The 15,016-nt window shown below is 63.6% G+C and carries 16 protein-coding genes; 2 read left to right on the forward strand and 14 right to left on the reverse strand.

Annotation, left to right across the window (positions count from 1 at the left end; all coding sequences use genetic code 11):
- Window positions 1–20 precede the first annotated feature (20 nt).
- The 14 genes from RGUI_RS10680 to RGUI_RS10745 all read right to left on the reverse strand — a co-directional run bounded on the left by RGUI_RS10680 (window position 21) and on the right by RGUI_RS10745 (window position 13,442).
- Complete coding sequence (locus tag RGUI_RS10680) at window positions 21–845, reverse strand: ABC transporter ATP-binding protein (RefSeq protein WP_081533048.1); 825 nt, start codon at window positions 843–845, stop codon at window positions 21–23.
- Window positions 846–906: 61 nt separating this feature from the next.
- Window positions 907–2,184, reverse strand: a complete 1,278-nt coding sequence (locus tag RGUI_RS10685) for an ABC transporter substrate-binding protein (RefSeq protein WP_081533049.1) — start codon at window positions 2,182–2,184, stop codon at window positions 907–909.
- Between the two features lie 62 nt (window positions 2,185–2,246).
- A complete protein-coding gene (locus tag RGUI_RS10690; protein ID WP_081533050.1) occupies window positions 2,247–3,323 on the reverse strand; it encodes a branched-chain amino acid ABC transporter permease in 1,077 nt (358 codons plus the stop codon).
- Between the two features lie 107 nt (window positions 3,324–3,430).
- Window positions 3,431–3,613, reverse strand: coding sequence for a hypothetical protein (locus RGUI_RS10695; protein WP_081533051.1), 183 nt, complete (start codon window positions 3,611–3,613; stop codon window positions 3,431–3,433).
- Between the two features lie 3 nt (window positions 3,614–3,616).
- Window positions 3,617–4,636, reverse strand: a complete 1,020-nt coding sequence (locus RGUI_RS10700; RefSeq protein WP_081533052.1) for a branched-chain amino acid ABC transporter permease — start codon at window positions 4,634–4,636, stop codon at window positions 3,617–3,619.
- A gap of 74 nt (window positions 4,637–4,710) precedes the next feature.
- The gene (locus RGUI_RS10705; protein WP_081533053.1) at window positions 4,711–5,532 is read right to left on the reverse strand and encodes an ABC transporter ATP-binding protein; all 822 of its coding nucleotides are present in this window, start codon (window positions 5,530–5,532) and stop codon (window positions 4,711–4,713) included.
- The gene (locus RGUI_RS10710) at window positions 5,529–5,867 is read right to left on the reverse strand and encodes a hypothetical protein (protein ID WP_081533054.1); all 339 of its coding nucleotides are present in this window, start codon (window positions 5,865–5,867) and stop codon (window positions 5,529–5,531) included. Before RGUI_RS10710 ends, RGUI_RS10705 begins: the two co-directional genes overlap by 4 nt.
- Window positions 5,864–8,029, reverse strand: a complete 2,166-nt coding sequence (locus tag RGUI_RS10715; RefSeq protein WP_081533055.1) for an AMP-binding protein — start codon at window positions 8,027–8,029, stop codon at window positions 5,864–5,866. The genes RGUI_RS10710 and RGUI_RS10715 overlap by 4 nt, the downstream gene beginning before the upstream one ends.
- A gap of 429 nt (window positions 8,030–8,458) precedes the next feature.
- Window positions 8,459–8,782 carry a DUF3775 domain-containing protein gene (locus RGUI_RS10720; protein ID WP_081536055.1) on the reverse strand — a complete coding sequence of 108 codons (324 nt, stop codon included), beginning with the start codon at window positions 8,780–8,782 and terminating at the stop codon, window positions 8,459–8,461.
- A 77-nt stretch (window positions 8,783–8,859) separates the two neighbouring features.
- On the reverse strand, window positions 8,860–9,600 hold the full coding sequence (locus RGUI_RS10725) for an SDR family oxidoreductase (protein WP_081533056.1): 741 nt from the start codon (window positions 9,598–9,600) through the stop codon (window positions 8,860–8,862).
- The gene (locus tag RGUI_RS10730; RefSeq protein WP_081533057.1) at window positions 9,597–10,160 is read right to left on the reverse strand and encodes a DUF3833 domain-containing protein; all 564 of its coding nucleotides are present in this window, start codon (window positions 10,158–10,160) and stop codon (window positions 9,597–9,599) included. The genes RGUI_RS10725 and RGUI_RS10730 overlap by 4 nt, the downstream gene beginning before the upstream one ends.
- Window positions 10,157–11,392 carry an MFS transporter gene (locus tag RGUI_RS10735; protein ID WP_081533058.1) on the reverse strand — a complete coding sequence of 412 codons (1,236 nt, stop codon included), beginning with the start codon at window positions 11,390–11,392 and terminating at the stop codon, window positions 10,157–10,159. The genes RGUI_RS10730 and RGUI_RS10735 overlap by 4 nt, the downstream gene beginning before the upstream one ends.
- On the reverse strand, window positions 11,389–12,150 hold the full coding sequence (locus RGUI_RS10740) for a DUF1365 domain-containing protein (RefSeq protein WP_081533059.1): 762 nt from the start codon (window positions 12,148–12,150) through the stop codon (window positions 11,389–11,391). Before RGUI_RS10740 ends, RGUI_RS10735 begins: the two co-directional genes overlap by 4 nt.
- Complete coding sequence (locus RGUI_RS10745) at window positions 12,147–13,442, reverse strand: NAD(P)/FAD-dependent oxidoreductase (protein WP_081533060.1); 1,296 nt, start codon at window positions 13,440–13,442, stop codon at window positions 12,147–12,149. The genes RGUI_RS10740 and RGUI_RS10745 overlap by 4 nt, the downstream gene beginning before the upstream one ends.
- Window positions 13,443–13,689: 247 nt before the next feature.
- On the opposite strand from RGUI_RS10745, the gene RGUI_RS10750 reads away from it, so the two are divergent.
- The gene (locus RGUI_RS10750) at window positions 13,690–14,238 is read left to right on the forward strand and encodes a sigma-70 family RNA polymerase sigma factor (RefSeq protein WP_253798244.1); all 549 of its coding nucleotides are present in this window, start codon (window positions 13,690–13,692) and stop codon (window positions 14,236–14,238) included.
- Between the two features lie 10 nt (window positions 14,239–14,248).
- Complete coding sequence (locus tag RGUI_RS10755; RefSeq protein WP_081533062.1) at window positions 14,249–14,905, forward strand: ChrR family anti-sigma-E factor; 657 nt, start codon at window positions 14,249–14,251, stop codon at window positions 14,903–14,905.
- Window positions 14,906–15,016 lie beyond the last annotated feature (111 nt).

Consider the following 15,016-nt stretch of genomic DNA (forward strand, 5'->3'; position numbering starts at 1 on the left):
CCGCGCTGCAACGGGGTCCGTCAACTCAACCAACGCTTGCGGCGCCGATAGGACCGCACATCGCGGAAGCTCTTGCGGCCCTCGTCGGCCATGCCGAGGTAGAATTCCTTGACGTCGGGGTTTTCGCGCAGTTCGGCCGCCGGTCCGTCCATCACGATACGCCCCGATTCAAGGATATAGCCGTAATGGGCATAGCGCAGGGCGACATTGGTGTTCTGCTCGGCCAGCAGGAATGTCACGCCCTCGTTCTCGTTCACCGACTTCACGATCTCGAAGATCTGTTCCACCAGTTGCGGGGCCAGACCCATGGACGGTTCGTCCAGCAGGATCGTCTCTGGCCGGGACATCAGGGCGCGGCCGATGGCCGTCATCTGCTGTTCCCCGCCCGAGGTATAGCCCGCCTGGCTTTTCCGGCGCTCTTTGAGGCGGGGGAAATAGGAATAGACCATCTCAAGATCGGCCTGCACCGCGGCGGCGCCATCGGTGCGGGTATAGGCGCCGGTCAGAAGGTTCTCCTCCACCGTCAGATGCTCAAAGCAGTGCCGCCCCTCCATCACCTGGATCACGCCCAGCTTGACCAGATCGGCGGGGTTCAGATCCTGCACCCGCTCGCCACGGTAAAGGATGGACCCCTTGGTCACCTCCCCGCGTTCTGACCGCAGCAGGTTGGAAATCGCCTTCAGCGTGGTCGTCTTGCCCGCCCCGTTGCCCCCCAGAAGGGCCGTGATGCCGCCCTTGGGCACGTTAAGCGACACGCCTTTCAGCACGAGGATCACGTGGTTGTAGATCACCTCGATATTGTTGACTTCCAGCAGGGCGTCTTCGGTTTTCGCGGCGTCGAACATGGGCAGCCTTCCCGGATCGGATGATCCCGGCGCGGGGTGGCCCCGCGCCGGGATGGTCACATCACTCGCAGCGCAGCGAGATCTCGTTCTCCGCGGCAAAGGCCATGGAGTCGTCCTCGATCAGCGGATCGATGATCGCGTCGTCGGGCGCGATGAAGTCGGTCAGGGCGACCCATTTGCCCTCTCCCGCGTTCCACTGCTGCACGATGCCCATGCCGGATCCACCGTGATTGGCGCAGGAGACCGAGAATTCCGGCCCGATGCCCGGCGCACCCAGTGCTTCCATCTTGGCGGCGGTCATCTCCAGCGCCTCCATGCCGTCGCGCATCATCGACGCGTCGATATCGGGCGTGCCATGCAGGCCCTGCGCGGTCTTGGCGGCCTCGACCGCCAGCATCGCGGCGTACATGCCCCGGGTATACAGCACCTTGCCAAGGTTGGACCCGTCGCCAGCGGCCATCCCCTTGTCATGGACATAGGTCTTGATGTCCTCGAACACCGGCAGATCGCCGATCTTGTTCATGTTGAGCGACTTGTAGCCGTCGGCGGCCATGCCCGCGGGGGTCACGTCATGTTCGGCGCCCGCCCACCAGTTGCCGATGAAATGATCCATCGGGAAACGGATATTGGCAGCCTCCTGCACGGCGACCTGGTTCATCACGCCCCAGCCCCACATGATCACATAGTCCGGGCGTTCCCGCCGGATTTGCAGCCACTGGGATTTCTGCTCCTGCCCCGGATGGTCGACGGGGATGGTGTTGAGCGTGAAGCCGTGCTTTTTCGACAGGTCTTCCAGCGTCCGGATCGGCTCTTTCCCGTAGGCGGAGTTGTGGTAGAGCAGCGTGATCTTCTTGCCGCCCAGATCGCCGCCGTTTTCCTCCAGCAGGTACTTGATCGCGACCGAGGCCGCGTCCCAGTAGTTCGCCGGGTAGTTGAAGACCCACTCGAAAACCTTGCCGTTTGCCGCAGACGTTCGGCCATAGCCCATCGTGTGCAGAGGAATGCCGTCAGCTTCCACCTTGGGGATAAGCTGGTAGGTGATGCCGGTCGACAGCGGCTGATAGATCAGCGCCCCTTGCCCCTTGGTCGCCTCGTAGCACTCCACACCCTTTTCGGTGTTATAGCCCGTCTCGCATTCGATGACCTGCGCGCGCACGCCGCCGATGCCGCCGTCACGCTCGTTCACCAGGGTGAAATAGTCCTGATAGCCGTCCGAGAACGGGATGCCGCCCGCGGCATAGGGCCCGGTGCGATAGCTGAGATCGGGGAATACGAGGTCGGCCAGTGCCGGCCCCGCCGCGAGGGCCGCGCCAAGCGCGAGTGGTGCGAGTTTGTTCATGCGATGTTTCCTCCCAAAGGGTATTCCGGGTTGTCCCGGTTGGTGCGCGTTTCCCCGTCCCCTCAATGCGGGAACGGCCAAAGCCTCAGTTTTTCCTTCCCGATCCGCCAAAGCTGCGCCAGCCCGTGCGGTTCGGCGATCAGGAACAGGATGATCAGGGCGCCGACGATCATCAGTTCCAGATGCGCGGCCAGATCGGTCGGCCAGCCCATGGCGCCGACCAGAACGTTCTTCAGCAGGACCGGCAGCAGCACCAAGAACGCCGCGCCCGCGAAACTGCCGAAGATGGAGCCCAACCCCCCGATGATCACCATGAAGAGGATCAGAAAGCTTTTCTGGATGCCGAATGCCTCGCCCACCTCGACCGCGCCCAGATAGACGGCGAAGAACAGCGCACCCGCGATGCCGACATAGAAGGACGACACCGCAAAGGCCGTCAGCTTCGCCTTAAGCGGGTTCACCCCGATGATCTCTGCCGCGATGTCCATATCGCGGATCGCCATCCACGACCGCCCCACCGTGCCGCGGGTCAGGTTCCGCGCGATCCAGGCCAGCACGACCACGAAGACAAGGCAGATCATGTATTTCGCCCACGCGTCCGTGTTGGGGCCGGTAACGGGGATGCTGAACACCGTCCGTTCCGGCGCGCTGATCTGGCCGGAGGCGGAGTTGTTGTAAAACCACGGCACCTTGTTGAACAGCCAGACGAGGAAGAACTGCGCGGCCAGCGTCGCCACGGCAAGATAGAACCCCTTGATCCGAAGGCTCGGCAGGCCGAACAGAACGCCCACAGCCGCGGTGACCAGCCCCGCACCGATCACATGAAAGACGATGCTGACATCGGGAAAGGCGGTCATCAGCTTGTAACAGGCATAGGCCCCGACGGCCATGAAACCGCCGGTGCCCAGCGACAACTGCCCGCAATAGCCGACAAGGATGTTCAGGCCCAGCGCGGCAATCGCGTAGATCAGGAACGGCACGAAGATCGCGTTGGCCCAGTAGTCGTTGACCACGAAGGGGATGACCGCGAAGGCCACCACGAGAACGGCATAGTACCGATACCGGTCGAACAGGATCGGAAAGGTCTGGTTGTCCTCGTTATAGGACGTCTTGAAGTCGCCGGCCTCGCGGTAGAACATGACCTCTTCTTCCTCCCCTTACGCGGTTCTTGCGACCGCTGCCCGTCTGTCGCGGGCCGTTGTCATGGCACATCACCCCGCCTGCATGGGGCGGGATGGGCCGTCGTCTAGTGCCTTCGGTCCACCATCCGCACCCAGCACAGCGTCCCGCCCATGAAGCCCGCGAAGGCAAACATGGCATAGGCCGCAGGCATCCACATCGCGTCATTCACAGACGCGAGGGCCAGATAGGTAAACGCAGCAAAGAACCCCCAACCGATCACACAGGCAATGGCATAGAGCTTTTTCATCGCTCAAACCCTCTCGATGATCTTTTCTCCGAACAGGCCCTGTGGCCTGAACACAAGGAAAAGTAGCGCGAGAACATAGGCGAACCAGTTCTCCGTCGCGCTGAGGGTGAAGCCGAACGTGGTTCCGAACCAGGGTGAGCTGACGATGAATTCGAAGAGTTTCTCGCCAACCCCGATGATCAGCCCGCCAACGATGGCCCCGGGGATCGAGGTGAAGCCGCCCAGCATCAGCACCGGCAATGCCTTGAGCGCGATCAGCGAAAGCGAGAACTGCACCCCCGATTTCGCGCCCCACATGATGCCCGCCACCAGCGCGACGAACCCCGCGATGGACCAGACCAGAACCCAGATGAAGCGGAGCGAGATGCCCACCGACAGCGCCGCCTGATGGTCGTCGGCCACGGCGCGCAGCGCCCGGCCCTGCTTGGAATACTGGGAAAACACGGTCAGCGAAATCACCAGAAGCGCGGCCACGAGTGCGGCCACCATATCCAGCTTGTCGATGAAAAAGCCGTAGAAGTTGTCGCCGCCCAGGAAGGCGGTCTTTTCCTCGACCCAGAAGCTGGCGCCCTGCGGCAGGCCGACATCCAGCGTCTTGATCTCCGACCCCCACATGATGTCGCCGAAACCTTCGAGGAAGTAGGCCAGCCCGATGGTTGCCATGAACAGGATGATCGGTTCCTGGTTCACCAGGTGCTTGAGGATGAACTTCTCGATCAGGATGGCCAGCACCACCATCACGCCCACGGTCAGAACGATGGCGACAAGGGCCGGCAGGTGCCAACCGAAATGGTGCAGATCCGTCCCCAAGGCCGCATTGATCAGATGCGCAAAGGGTATCTGCCCCTGTTGCAGCCCCACCAGCGTCAGCGCCGCAAACAGCGCCAGCACCCCTTGGGCATAGTTGAAGATGCCCGATGCCTTGAAGATCAGCACGAAGCCCAGCGCCACCAGCGCGTACAGCACCCCGGCCATCAGGCCGTTCAGCATCACCTCGACGGCGTAAAGGAACTGGTCAGGCATTCGCCATTCCCCCTTCGATGCAGCAGCGCCCGCAAGTCAGGCCCGCCCCGGACGGTCGGTCCATCACAAACACCCTAGTCATGGCTGACCCCCAGATACGCGCTGATCACATCGGGGTTGGCGCGCACCTCATCGGGCGGGCCGTCGCCGATCTTCTTGCCGTAATCCATCACCACGACCCGGTCGGACAGGTCCATCACCACGCCCATGTCATGTTCGATCAGAACGATGGTGGTGCCGAATTCGTCGTTCACGTCGAGGATGAAGCGGGACATGTCCTCCTTTTCCTCGACATTCATCCCCGCCATGGGTTCGTCCAGCAGCAGAAGCCGCGGCTCGGCGGCCAGCGCCCGGCCCAGTTCGACCCGCTTTTGCAGGCCATAGGGCAAGCGGCCCACCGGCGTCTTTCGGATATGCTGGATCTCAAGGAAGTCGATGATCTTTTCCACCGCTTCGCGGTTGGCGCTTTCCTCTGTCTGGGCGCGGCCCCACCACAGCGCCTGCGCCAGCAGGGACGACTTCATCCGGGTGATGCGCCCGGTCATGATGTTGTCGAGCGTCGACATGCCGGAAAACAGCGCAATGTTCTGAAAGGTCCGCGCAATCCCCTGCCGCGCAACCTGATAGGGGCGCATCGGCGGGCGAAGACGATCCTCGAACCAGACCTCGCCCTCACTTGGCGTGTAGAAGCCCGAGATCACGTTCAGCATGGACGACTTGCCCGCGCCGTTCGGCCCGATGATCGCGCGGATCTCGCCCTCGCGGATGTCGAAGGAAATGTCCTTGATCGCCACCACCCCGCCAAAGCGCAGGGTGATGTTCTTCAACTCCATCAGCACATCGCCGATGGTGCGGCCGTCCTCGGTCACATAGGGCTCATACGCCGGCTGGCTCATAGCAGCCCCATGATCTTTGCGGCGGCCCCCCGGAGCGCGGCACCAAGGATCGTCGCCACGCCATAGGCCGCGAACACCGTCAGCAGGTTCACCCCGGCATAAAGCGCGGCCTGTTGCAGCCGTGCCTTGCGGGCGGTGTCGGGCTCTGGCTGCGGCTGCATCGGGGCGCGCACCTGCGTGAACATGGCCACGGCCAGCGCAAAGACCGCGGCCAGAAACCAGAACCCCGCATCGAAGACCACCAACAGGGTGAACAGCGCCAGCGTCAGCTTCAGCACATCGCCCGGCGTACCGCTGAGGATACCTTTCCAGTCGATCGGGGTCGGGTCGCTCATGCCGCGGCTACCTTCTTGGCTGGTTTCACGGGGAAGGTCTCTGCTTCGAGGATCTTCAGCGTCGCGCGGATACGGCCCTTGCGCCCGTCCTCATAGGTGACCTCGGTTTCGGTGTATTGCTCGGTCGAACCGTCATAAAGCGCGGTGACCAGATCGGCGTATTTCTCAGCGATGATGTTGCGGCGCACCTTTCGGGTCCGGGTCATCTCTCCGTCATCGGCATCCAGTTCCTTGTGCAGCACAAGGAAACGGTGGAGCTGACAGCCCGACAGCATCTCGTCCTCGGCGACGCTGCGGTTGACCTCTTCGACATGGGCGCGGATCGTGTCCAGCACCCGGGGGTGGCCCGCCAGTTCCTGATAGCTGGCATAGGCGATGTTGTTGCGCTCCGCCCAGTTGCCCACGGCGGTCAGGTCGATGTTGATGAAGGCGGTGCACATCTCGCGCCCCGCGCCGAACACCACGGCCTCCAGGATATCGGGGTAGAACTTCAGCTTGTTCTCGACATATTTCGGCGCAAACAGATGTCCGTCGGCCATCTTGCCCACGTCCTTGGCCCGGTCGATGATCCGCAAGTGGCCCGAGCCTTCCTCGAAGAAGCCCGCATCGCCGGTGGCGACCCAACCCTCGGGGTCCTTGGTCGAGGCCGTGCTTTCGGCGTTCTTGTAGTATTCCTCGAACGTGCCCGGAGAGCGGTAGTAGACCTCGCCATTCTCGCCGATCTTCACCTCCACCCCCGGGGACGGGACGCCCACGGTGTCCGAGCGCACCTGCCCGTCGGGCTGCTGGGTGATGAAGACCGACGCCTCTGTCTGGCCGTAGAGTTGTTTCAGGTTGATCCCGAGAGAGCGGTAAAAGGCGAAAATCTCCGGCCCGATGGCCTCCCCCGCGGTATAGGCCACGCGGATGCGCGACAGGCCAAGGGTGTTCTTCAGCGGCCCATAGACCAGAACCTGCCCGGTGCGGTAGTTGAAGTAATCGCGCAGGGGCTGCGGATAGAGGTTCAGCAGCGGCCCCCGCCCCTTGAAATGCTTCCGCGTCTCGATCGGGTGGCGCAGCTTGACGAAGAACCCCCGCACCGCGTTTTCCACGATGGTCTCGATCGCGAAGCCGATCCCCATCATGTAGTGGAAGAACCAGCGCCAGCGACGGCGGAGTGTCGGTGTCGACTGCTTGTTGCGCAGCCGGGGCATGCCGAAATCTTCGCCCGTGGTCTTGGCGAACTCCATGAAATGATGGAACAGCGCGTATTTCAGATCGCCCGCATCCTCCATCCGGATCATGACATTGGTCAGCATCGTCTCGAAGATACGCGGCGGGGCAAAGAAATAGGTCGGCCCGATCTCGCGCAGATCGGTCATCATCGTCTCGGGGCTTTCGGGGCAGTTCACGCAGAAGCCCGCATACATCGCCTGCCCGATGGAAAAGATGAAATCGCCCACCCACGCCATCGGCAGATAGGCCAGAACTTCTTCGTCCTGCCCCAGATGGTCGAATTCGCACGACGCCCTGGCGGTGGCGATGATGTTGCGGTTCGACAGGACCACGCCCTTGGGCTTTCCGGTCGTACCAGAGGTGTAGAGCATCACGCAGGTGCTGTCCCATGTCAGCTCTGCGATGCGCTTGTCGAGTTCAGGCTCCAGCCTGAAATGGGCGGCGCGCCCCTCGGCCTCGATATCGGACAGGGAGTTCAGATGCGTGTGGTCGTATTTCCGCATGCCCCGCTTGTCGTTGTAGAGGACATGCTCGATATGCTGGATGCGGTCCTGAACCTCGATGACCTTGTCCACCTGCTCCTGATCGCCGCAGACGACAAAGCGCGCGCCGCAATGGTCAAGAACATAGGCCATCTCTTCGGCGACGGCGTCCTGGTAAAGCGGCACCGGCACCGCGCCACACATCTGCGCGGCCACCATGGCCCAGTAATGGGCCGGGCGGTTGCGGCCGATGATGGCGACATGCTCTCCGCGCTCCAGCCCCAGCGCCAGCATCCCCATCGCGATGGCGCGAATCTCGTCATTGGCCTGGCTCCATGTCCAGCACTGCCAGATACCGAATTCCTTCTCGCGATAGGCGGGACGGTCGCCCCATGCGCGCACGTTCCGCGCAAAAAGCGCCGGTATCGAACAAAGCTCGCCCGCAGACGCGCCGGATGGTGCCAAGTCAGATCCTCCCTATCGCCGTGTCGTACCGGTGCCGCCGCCCGCTTGTCCCGCGGGTCTGGCAACGCCGGCGATGGCCGAAACCGGCCCGACGCAGCTACGATCGCCGGGTTGTCCCGGTCCTGTAAAAAGGGGCCCCTCCCCCCGTTTTCCTCATCATGCTTCGGATTTGCTGACCGAACCCGGCCTCCCCCGCACCGAAGCAACGCAGGCAGATTTGCGCAAGGCCCGCGGGCGGTCAAGCAAAAGGTTAGATTATTGCGCGGTGGGGCAAGAGTCTTTCGCACAGGCCCTGAGAACCGCACCCTTTCAAGGCGTCATCCGCGCGCCACTGCACAAAATCCCGAGCTTTGGGCGTGGGTTGCGCGCCATGCAAAAAGGCCCCGGTGCAGGAACTGGACGGGCCGTCGAAAGGGCAGAGGTTGCGCCTTAGCGGTCGAAGAAATCTTCCTCGACATCGGCGGGGCTGATCCCGATGGCCTCCAGCCCGGCCTCAAGATAGTCGGCGAACAGCGGCATGTTGACGAGATAGTTCTCGGTCGGCGTGCTGGCCTCGGCCTTGGCGGTCGCGATGGCCTCTGCCAGTTCGCCGGCCTCGTAGGTTTCGCGCCCGATCCATGTCAGCGCCACGAGGCTGGCCTTCTCATCCTCGTTCATCGCGCCGATGAACGCCCGCAACTCGGCCTCGGCGACCTGCTTTTCCCGGGCCTGAAAGATGACCTGAACGACCTTGCGGGGGCTGATTTCCAGCAGCTCTTCCATCGTGACCTCGTCTCCTTCGCACGGGCGCACAGTGTTGCGCGCGCCCGTCCGAGACTCAAGGGGCTACATCACTTGCCGCGCGCGAAAAGCGGATAGTAGGCCCAGTCCGGCAGGAACTGCGCCAGCCGGAACACCCATGCAAAGGGCGCCGGGAACGAGCGCGAGAAGTTGTCGGTCATCATATGCTCGACGATTTCATGGGCGGCCACGTCGGGTTCCATGATCATCGGCATGTTGAAGTCGTTCTTGTCGGTCAGCCGCGTCTTGACGAAGCCGGGCAGCACCGCCTGTACCTTCACGCCGGTGTCGCGCAGGTCGCAATACATGCTTTCGGCCAGCGACATCACACCGGCCTTCGACGCGGTGTACCCGATCGATCCCGGCAGGCCGCGATAGGCCGTCAGGCTGGAGGTCAGCACGATATGCCCCGCGCCGCGGTCCAGGAATTTCGGCACCACCTGCCCCATGACCCGTGCGGCGCCCGTGAAGTTCACGTCGCACATCGCCTCGACCTTCTCGGCGTCCCAGTCTTTCGCCGACATCGGCCAGTAGACCCCGGCCAGGAAGACCACGCCGTCAACCTCGCCCGCCTCTTCCACGGCCTGTTTCACCGACGCCCCGTCGGCCACGTCGATGGGCACGATCTTGGCCTTGCGCGGCAGGGAGTCTGCGAGGTCATCCAGCCGCTCTTCGCTGCGGGCGCTCAGCACCAGCTCCACGCCAAGCGCGCTCAGCCTTTCGGCAACGGCGCGGCCCAGCCCCTCGCTCGCCCCGATGATCCAGTATCGTTTTCCAATCCAGTCCGTCACGCGGCCTCCTTCGGGCGCATGGTCGCAACCAGCTCGGCCACCTTGATGCCGAACTTGCTGAACTGGCTGCGATTCATGATCGCCCCGTTCTCCATCAAATACATCCAGTCGGTGACATCCAGAACATGCCCGCCCGAATCCGCAGGCAGCCGGATGCGGTAGCGCAGATGTATGGCGGAACCCATCTGCATGCCATGCCCCGACCCCACAAGATCGGGCGCATCAGCACGAATGGTCCCATCATTTCCAAGGGAAAACGTCCAAATGCGACTTTGGGTAGCACCGCTGTCATATGTGAACTCTTCGGTCATCTGGCCCTTGTCGCCCTCCCACGTCGCGTCGAAATCCGCGACGAAGCGAGAGGTCACGCGGCCAGTGGGCCCGTAGATCACGCCCTCGCACAGGATCGGGCCGTTCAGGTGGCGGCGCAGGTCGATATCGGGGCCGGCATTGGCATAGTCCCCGGGCCCCTGCGCCTTGAACCCCAGGTACCGGTCCTTCAGGGCCACCGCGGCGAACGCCACCAGCAGCCCGAGTACAAAGATCGCAAGACCCGTCATCGAATATCTTCCCCTCTCAACGGCGTCGCGGCCAGAAGCGCGACGGCCACCAGTTTCAGTGCGCAGGGCACCAGCGCATACAGCACGCCCAGCATGGTCAGGGCGGTATCGGGGTTTTCCCCGCCCGCCGTGAATCCCGCGCGATCCAGAAGCGGCAGTAGCGTGACCGCCGCAAAGGCCAGCGTGAATTTCGAAACGAACGACCAGATGCCAAAGGCCTGGCCCGCATTCGGGGCCACGCGCGCCATCCGCCCTGCAAAGATCGCCGGCAGCAACGTCATATCCGCCCCAAGCGCCGCGCCCGAGGCCACGCAGATCACGGCAAAGGGCAGAACATCCCCCGCCTCCAGCGTCGCCGCAAAGCCGAACGCCCCAATCGACAGGACCATGCCGCCCAGAAGCGTCCGCTTTTCACCGAAACCGCGGGCCATCCGCCCCCAAACGGGGGCCGAGGCCGCCGCGGCCAGGAAGAACAGCAACAGCAGTGGCCCCTCCCATCCCGGGGCGGCCAGCCGGCTTTCGACGAAGAACAGGAACAGGGTGGAGGTCACGGCCACGGGCGTCGCATTGACCAGCGCGATCAGCAGCAGGCGCCGGGCGATGGGATCGGCCAGAACGTCGCGTAGCCCGCTCTGCTCCGGTGCGATGGGAAGGGACCACTCCCGCCGCATGGCAACGGCCGCGGTCAGGGCCAACCCGCAAAACCCGGCCGCGAACAGGGCAAAGGGCGCATCGCTGACGGTAAGCAGAACCGTCGGGGCGACCGCCGCAAGGCTCACCCCCAGAAGCGCCCCGGTTTCGCGCCATGAGGCCAGCCGCACATGGCCGCCCCCGCCCATCCCGCGGGCCCGCGCCACCCCCTGCGCATAAAAGGTGATGGTCAGGAAGCTGAACGCCGTGAACAGCCCCGCCAGCGTCAGGGCGAACCACAACAGCGGCGAAACCGGCGGCGTCACCGCGAAAAGCGCGACCATTGACCCCGCCAGCAGAAGAACGCCCAGGGCCACCGCAAGCCCGCGCCAGCGATGCGTCCGTTCCGACAGCCAGCCAAGGGCGGGGTCCTGCACGACGTCGACCAGCCGCAGCCCGAACAGAACGGCGCCCAACGCCGCAAGGCTGACCCCATATTCGTCGACGTAGAATTTCGGCGCGTGAATATAGATCGGCAAGCCCGCCGCGGCCAAGAGCCCGGCAAACAGCGCATAGCCCGGCAGCGGGGCCGCCTGGGTCATGTCACCTCGTCGGTGGGCGGCTCCGGCCGGGTGCGATAACCAGCGCGCTTCAGGAACAGGATCAGCGCGTGCCAGTGGATCAGCGCCAGCACCCGGCGCGACCCGAACGGCCGGCGCAGCATCCCCCGCAGGATCGCCCAGTTGGTCAGCGGTTTGCGCGGCCCCGTCAGCGTGGCGTAAAGCCCGGTTTCATCGTTCGACGAATAATCGATCCAGATGCCGATCTTGTCGGGCCGGATGTCGAAGCGGAAGCGATAGCCCCCCTCGATCGGCAGGAACGGCGAGACATGGAAGATCTTCGTCGCCGTCAGGATATCGCTCGCCTCGATCGGGCGCTGGTCGGGGTGGTGGCACAGGTACGAATGCCGGTCGCGCCACGGGTTGTTCACCTCGGCAATCACCACGCGCAACGTGTCGTCCTTGCCGTAGCACAGCCAGAAGCTGACCGGGTTGAATTCATAGCCCTGCACCCGCGGCAGGGTCAAAAGCTCGATCCGGCCCTTGGCAGCGAACAGGTTGTGGGCCTTCAGCACGGCGCGCACCCAGGCTGCGCCGCGCCCCTCTCCCCACGGGCCGCCATGGTCGACGTCCCAGACCGACATGCGGTTCTTCGCGTTCAGCGAAAACCACGACGGCCCCCGAACCTCGGCCTCTGCATCATAGAGCACATAGTCCACGGTATGGCGCAGCTTGTGGCCGACCTTGCCCCGCCGTTGGTGATAGGTCGTGCCCCTTACATGTTCGACAATTCCCGTCATGCCGTCACCGTCTCAGACTCCCGCCGCTTCATCGCCTCGACCACGTCGACAGCGCTGGAAAGCCCGTCCTCGTGAAATCCGTTCTTCATCCATGCCCCGCAGAACCATGTCCGGTTCAGCCCGTTCATCGCCTGCACGGCCTTCTGCGCCTCCAGCGCGCCAAGGTCATAGACCGGGTGGCGGAAGGTGACCGTGTCATAGATCAACTCCTCGCGGATATCGCGCTGGGAGTTCAGCGTCACGAACAGCGGGTCGTCCTGAGGGATCGGCTGAAGCGAGTTCATCCAGTAGGTCAGGTCGATCCGGTCGGTCTTCTTCGCACTGTCCTCGACATAGACCCAGCTTGCCCATGCAGCGCGGCGTTTGGGCATCACGCGCGTGTCGGCGTGCAGGACGGCCTCGTTCGGTTGATAGCGGACGGCGCCGAGGGCCGCCTTTTCCTCGGGCGTGGGGTCGGCCAGCAGGGCCAGCGTGTCATCTGAATGGGTGGCAAAGACGACCGCGTCGAACGGCTCCCACGTGCCGCCCCTGGCTTTCACCTCCGGTCCCGCTTCGGTCCGGCGCACGGCCTCCACCGGGCAGGCGGTTCGGATGTCGGCCCCCTGGCCCTTCAGCACGGGTTCCAGCCGCCGGATATATTCGACCGACCCGCCCTTCACCGTGTACCACTGGTGCTGCCCGGTATGGGACAAAAGCGCGTGGTTTTCGAAGAACCGGATCATCGCCTGCGCAGGGAAGTCGAGGATGCCTTCGGTCGGGGTGGACCAGATCGCCCCGGACAGCGGCAACAGATACCGGTCGCGGAACCAGTCCCCGGTGCCAAGCCGGTTCAGAAACTCCCCAATGGAAATCTCCGGGTCCTTTGCCACCTCCAGCGCGCGGGCGTTGAACCGCATCACGTCGCGCAGCATCGCCAGAAACTTCGGGTTGAGCGCGTTGGCGGGCTGGGCGAACACCGCCTGAAGGTTCCGAAGCCCGTATTCGAACGCGCCCCCGTCCAGCGAGGCACCGAAACTCATGTCCGATTTCGCCACGGGCACGTCGAGATCGGCAAAGAGCTTCGTCAGATGCGGATAGTTCACATAGTTGAAGACGATGAAGCCCGTATCGACCGGTTGATCGCCGCGCTTGCCGGCCACAACGGTGCGGGCATGACCGCCAAGCCGCCCCTCCGCCTCGAAAAGCGTGACACGATGATCGGTGGCCAGAAGATGCGCGGCCCCAAGGCCGGAAATCCCCGCACCGATGACGGCGACGCGCCGGGGGGCGCCCGCTGCGGTCTCGAAAGGCATGCTGTCCTGCTCCTGATCTGTCCGAGGGTGGCATATGGCGCACACCCCTTGGCTGTCCAGCACCGGTTGGCGACACATGCCCATTTTAGAATTTTTCTCGACTGGCGGTGATCCGATCCCCGGTACATCGCGTATCACGGATATGTTGGACGGCATCAAAGCCATCGATCAAATGGATGGAGCCCCGAAGGATCGGGCCTATCTTGTTGGGCATCAGAATCGTGTCCGGCAATCGAAGGCAGACGTCGTGAAGGAAGAGGTTACGCCCGATGCACGCTGGTTGGTTTGCATCGAACATGTGCGCGAACGGAAGGATCAAGGCGCCTTTGCCGAGCTCTTTCGGCATTTCGCGCCGCGCGTGAAGGCGTTCTTGATGAAGTCTGGGGCCGATGCGGCCCTGGCAGAGGAATGTGCGCAGGAGGTGATGGCAACGGTCTGGCGCAAGGCACATCTGTTCGACCCAGAGCGGGCTAGCGTGGCGACGTGGATATTCACCATCGCCCGGAACAAGAAGATCGACGCCTTGCGCAAGCAGAAGCGGCCCGAGCCCGAGGACCTGCCTTGGGGCCCGAAGCATGAGCCGGACCAGGCAGAGGCCGTTGCCCTGCAACAGGAGAGCGAAATTCTGGGCAAGGCGCTGGCCGCCCTGCCCGAAAACCAGAGGGTTCTGATCGAGCGGGCCTACTTTGGCGAGTTGTCGCATAGCGAGATCGCCGCGGAAACCGGGCTCCCGCTCGGGACGATCAAGTCGAGGATACGGTTGGCGCTGGAACGGTTGCGCCACGAAATGAAGTGAAGAGACGGCAATGACGAGTGAGATCAAACATCATCTGACCGACGAGATGCTGATGGGTTATGCGGCAGGCAATCTGCCCGAGGCCTTCAATCTGGTCGTGGCAAGCCATGTGTCCATGTGCGACGACTGTCGCGCAAGACTGGCGGAATTCGAAGCCGTCGGTGGCGCGGTGCTTGACGAGGATCCGGTTTGCGAAATGTCCGACGACAGCTTCGCAGCCACGATGCAACTGATTGCCGACATGCCGGTTGAGGAGCGGATCGAACGCGTCGCGCCCGGCCCGGCGGGCATCTTCCCCGGTCCGTTGCGTGATTATCTGGGTGGCGATGCGGACACCGTGCGGTGGAAGTCGGTCGGCGGCAAGGTGCGTCAGGCGATCCTGCCCACGTCGAAAGAGGCGACGGCACGGCTGCTCTACATCCCGGCCGGTGTGCCGATGCCCGAACACGGCCACAACGGCACGGAAATGACGCTGGTCCTGCAAGGGGCATTCGAGGATGCGGACGGGTATTTCGGCCGCGGCGACGTTGAAGTGGCGAATGAAGAGCTTGACCACACACCCGTCGCCGCCCCCGGCGCGGACTGCATCTGCCTTGTGGCAACCGATGCGCCGCTGAAGTTCCACGGGTTGTTGCCGCGCATCGCGCAGCCGTTCCTTGGGATCTGACCATCCGGCTGTGGCGCGACGTCTGTCCCTGCGTCTCGCAACCGCCGCGCCCCGGGCCTTGGCCCGGGGCCTGTTTTTTCGGGACGTTGGAAAAGCCGCGGAGCGCATACG

The sequence above is a fragment of the Rhodovulum sp. P5 genome (genome assembly GCF_002079305.1).
In the GTDB taxonomy this organism is placed as follows: Bacteria; Pseudomonadota; Alphaproteobacteria; order Rhodobacterales; family Rhodobacteraceae; genus Rhodovulum.

Excerpts from the sequence above, each read along its gene's own strand:
- RGUI_RS10680 (WP_081533048.1), bottom strand. The coding sequence starts at position 845 with ATGTTCGACGCCGCGAAAACCGAAGACGCCCTGCTGGAAGTCAACAAT.
- RGUI_RS10685 (WP_081533049.1), bottom strand. The coding sequence starts at position 2,184 with ATGAACAAACTCGCACCACTCGCGCTTGGCGCGGCCCTCGCGGCGGGG.
- RGUI_RS10690 (WP_081533050.1), bottom strand. The coding sequence starts at position 3,323 with ATGTTCTACCGCGAGGCCGGCGACTTCAAGACGTCCTATAACGAGGAC.
- RGUI_RS10695 (WP_081533051.1), bottom strand. The coding sequence starts at position 3,613 with ATGAAAAAGCTCTATGCCATTGCCTGTGTGATCGGTTGGGGGTTCTTT.
- RGUI_RS10700 (WP_081533052.1), bottom strand. The coding sequence starts at position 4,636 with ATGCCTGACCAGTTCCTTTACGCCGTCGAGGTGATGCTGAACGGCCTG.
- RGUI_RS10705 (WP_081533053.1), bottom strand. The coding sequence starts at position 5,532 with ATGAGCCAGCCGGCGTATGAGCCCTATGTGACCGAGGACGGCCGCACC.
- RGUI_RS10710 (WP_081533054.1), bottom strand. The coding sequence starts at position 5,867 with ATGAGCGACCCGACCCCGATCGACTGGAAAGGTATCCTCAGCGGTACG.
- RGUI_RS10730 (WP_081533057.1), bottom strand. The coding sequence starts at position 10,160 with ATGACGGGTCTTGCGATCTTTGTACTCGGGCTGCTGGTGGCGTTCGCC.
- RGUI_RS10735 (WP_081533058.1), bottom strand. The coding sequence starts at position 11,392 with ATGACCCAGGCGGCCCCGCTGCCGGGCTATGCGCTGTTTGCCGGGCTC.
- RGUI_RS10740 (WP_081533059.1), bottom strand. The coding sequence starts at position 12,150 with ATGACGGGAATTGTCGAACATGTAAGGGGCACGACCTATCACCAACGG.
- RGUI_RS10745 (WP_081533060.1), bottom strand. The coding sequence starts at position 13,442 with ATGCCTTTCGAGACCGCAGCGGGCGCCCCCCGGCGCGTCGCCGTCATC.
- RGUI_RS10755 (WP_081533062.1), top strand. The coding sequence starts at position 14,249 with ATGACGAGTGAGATCAAACATCATCTGACCGACGAGATGCTGATGGGT.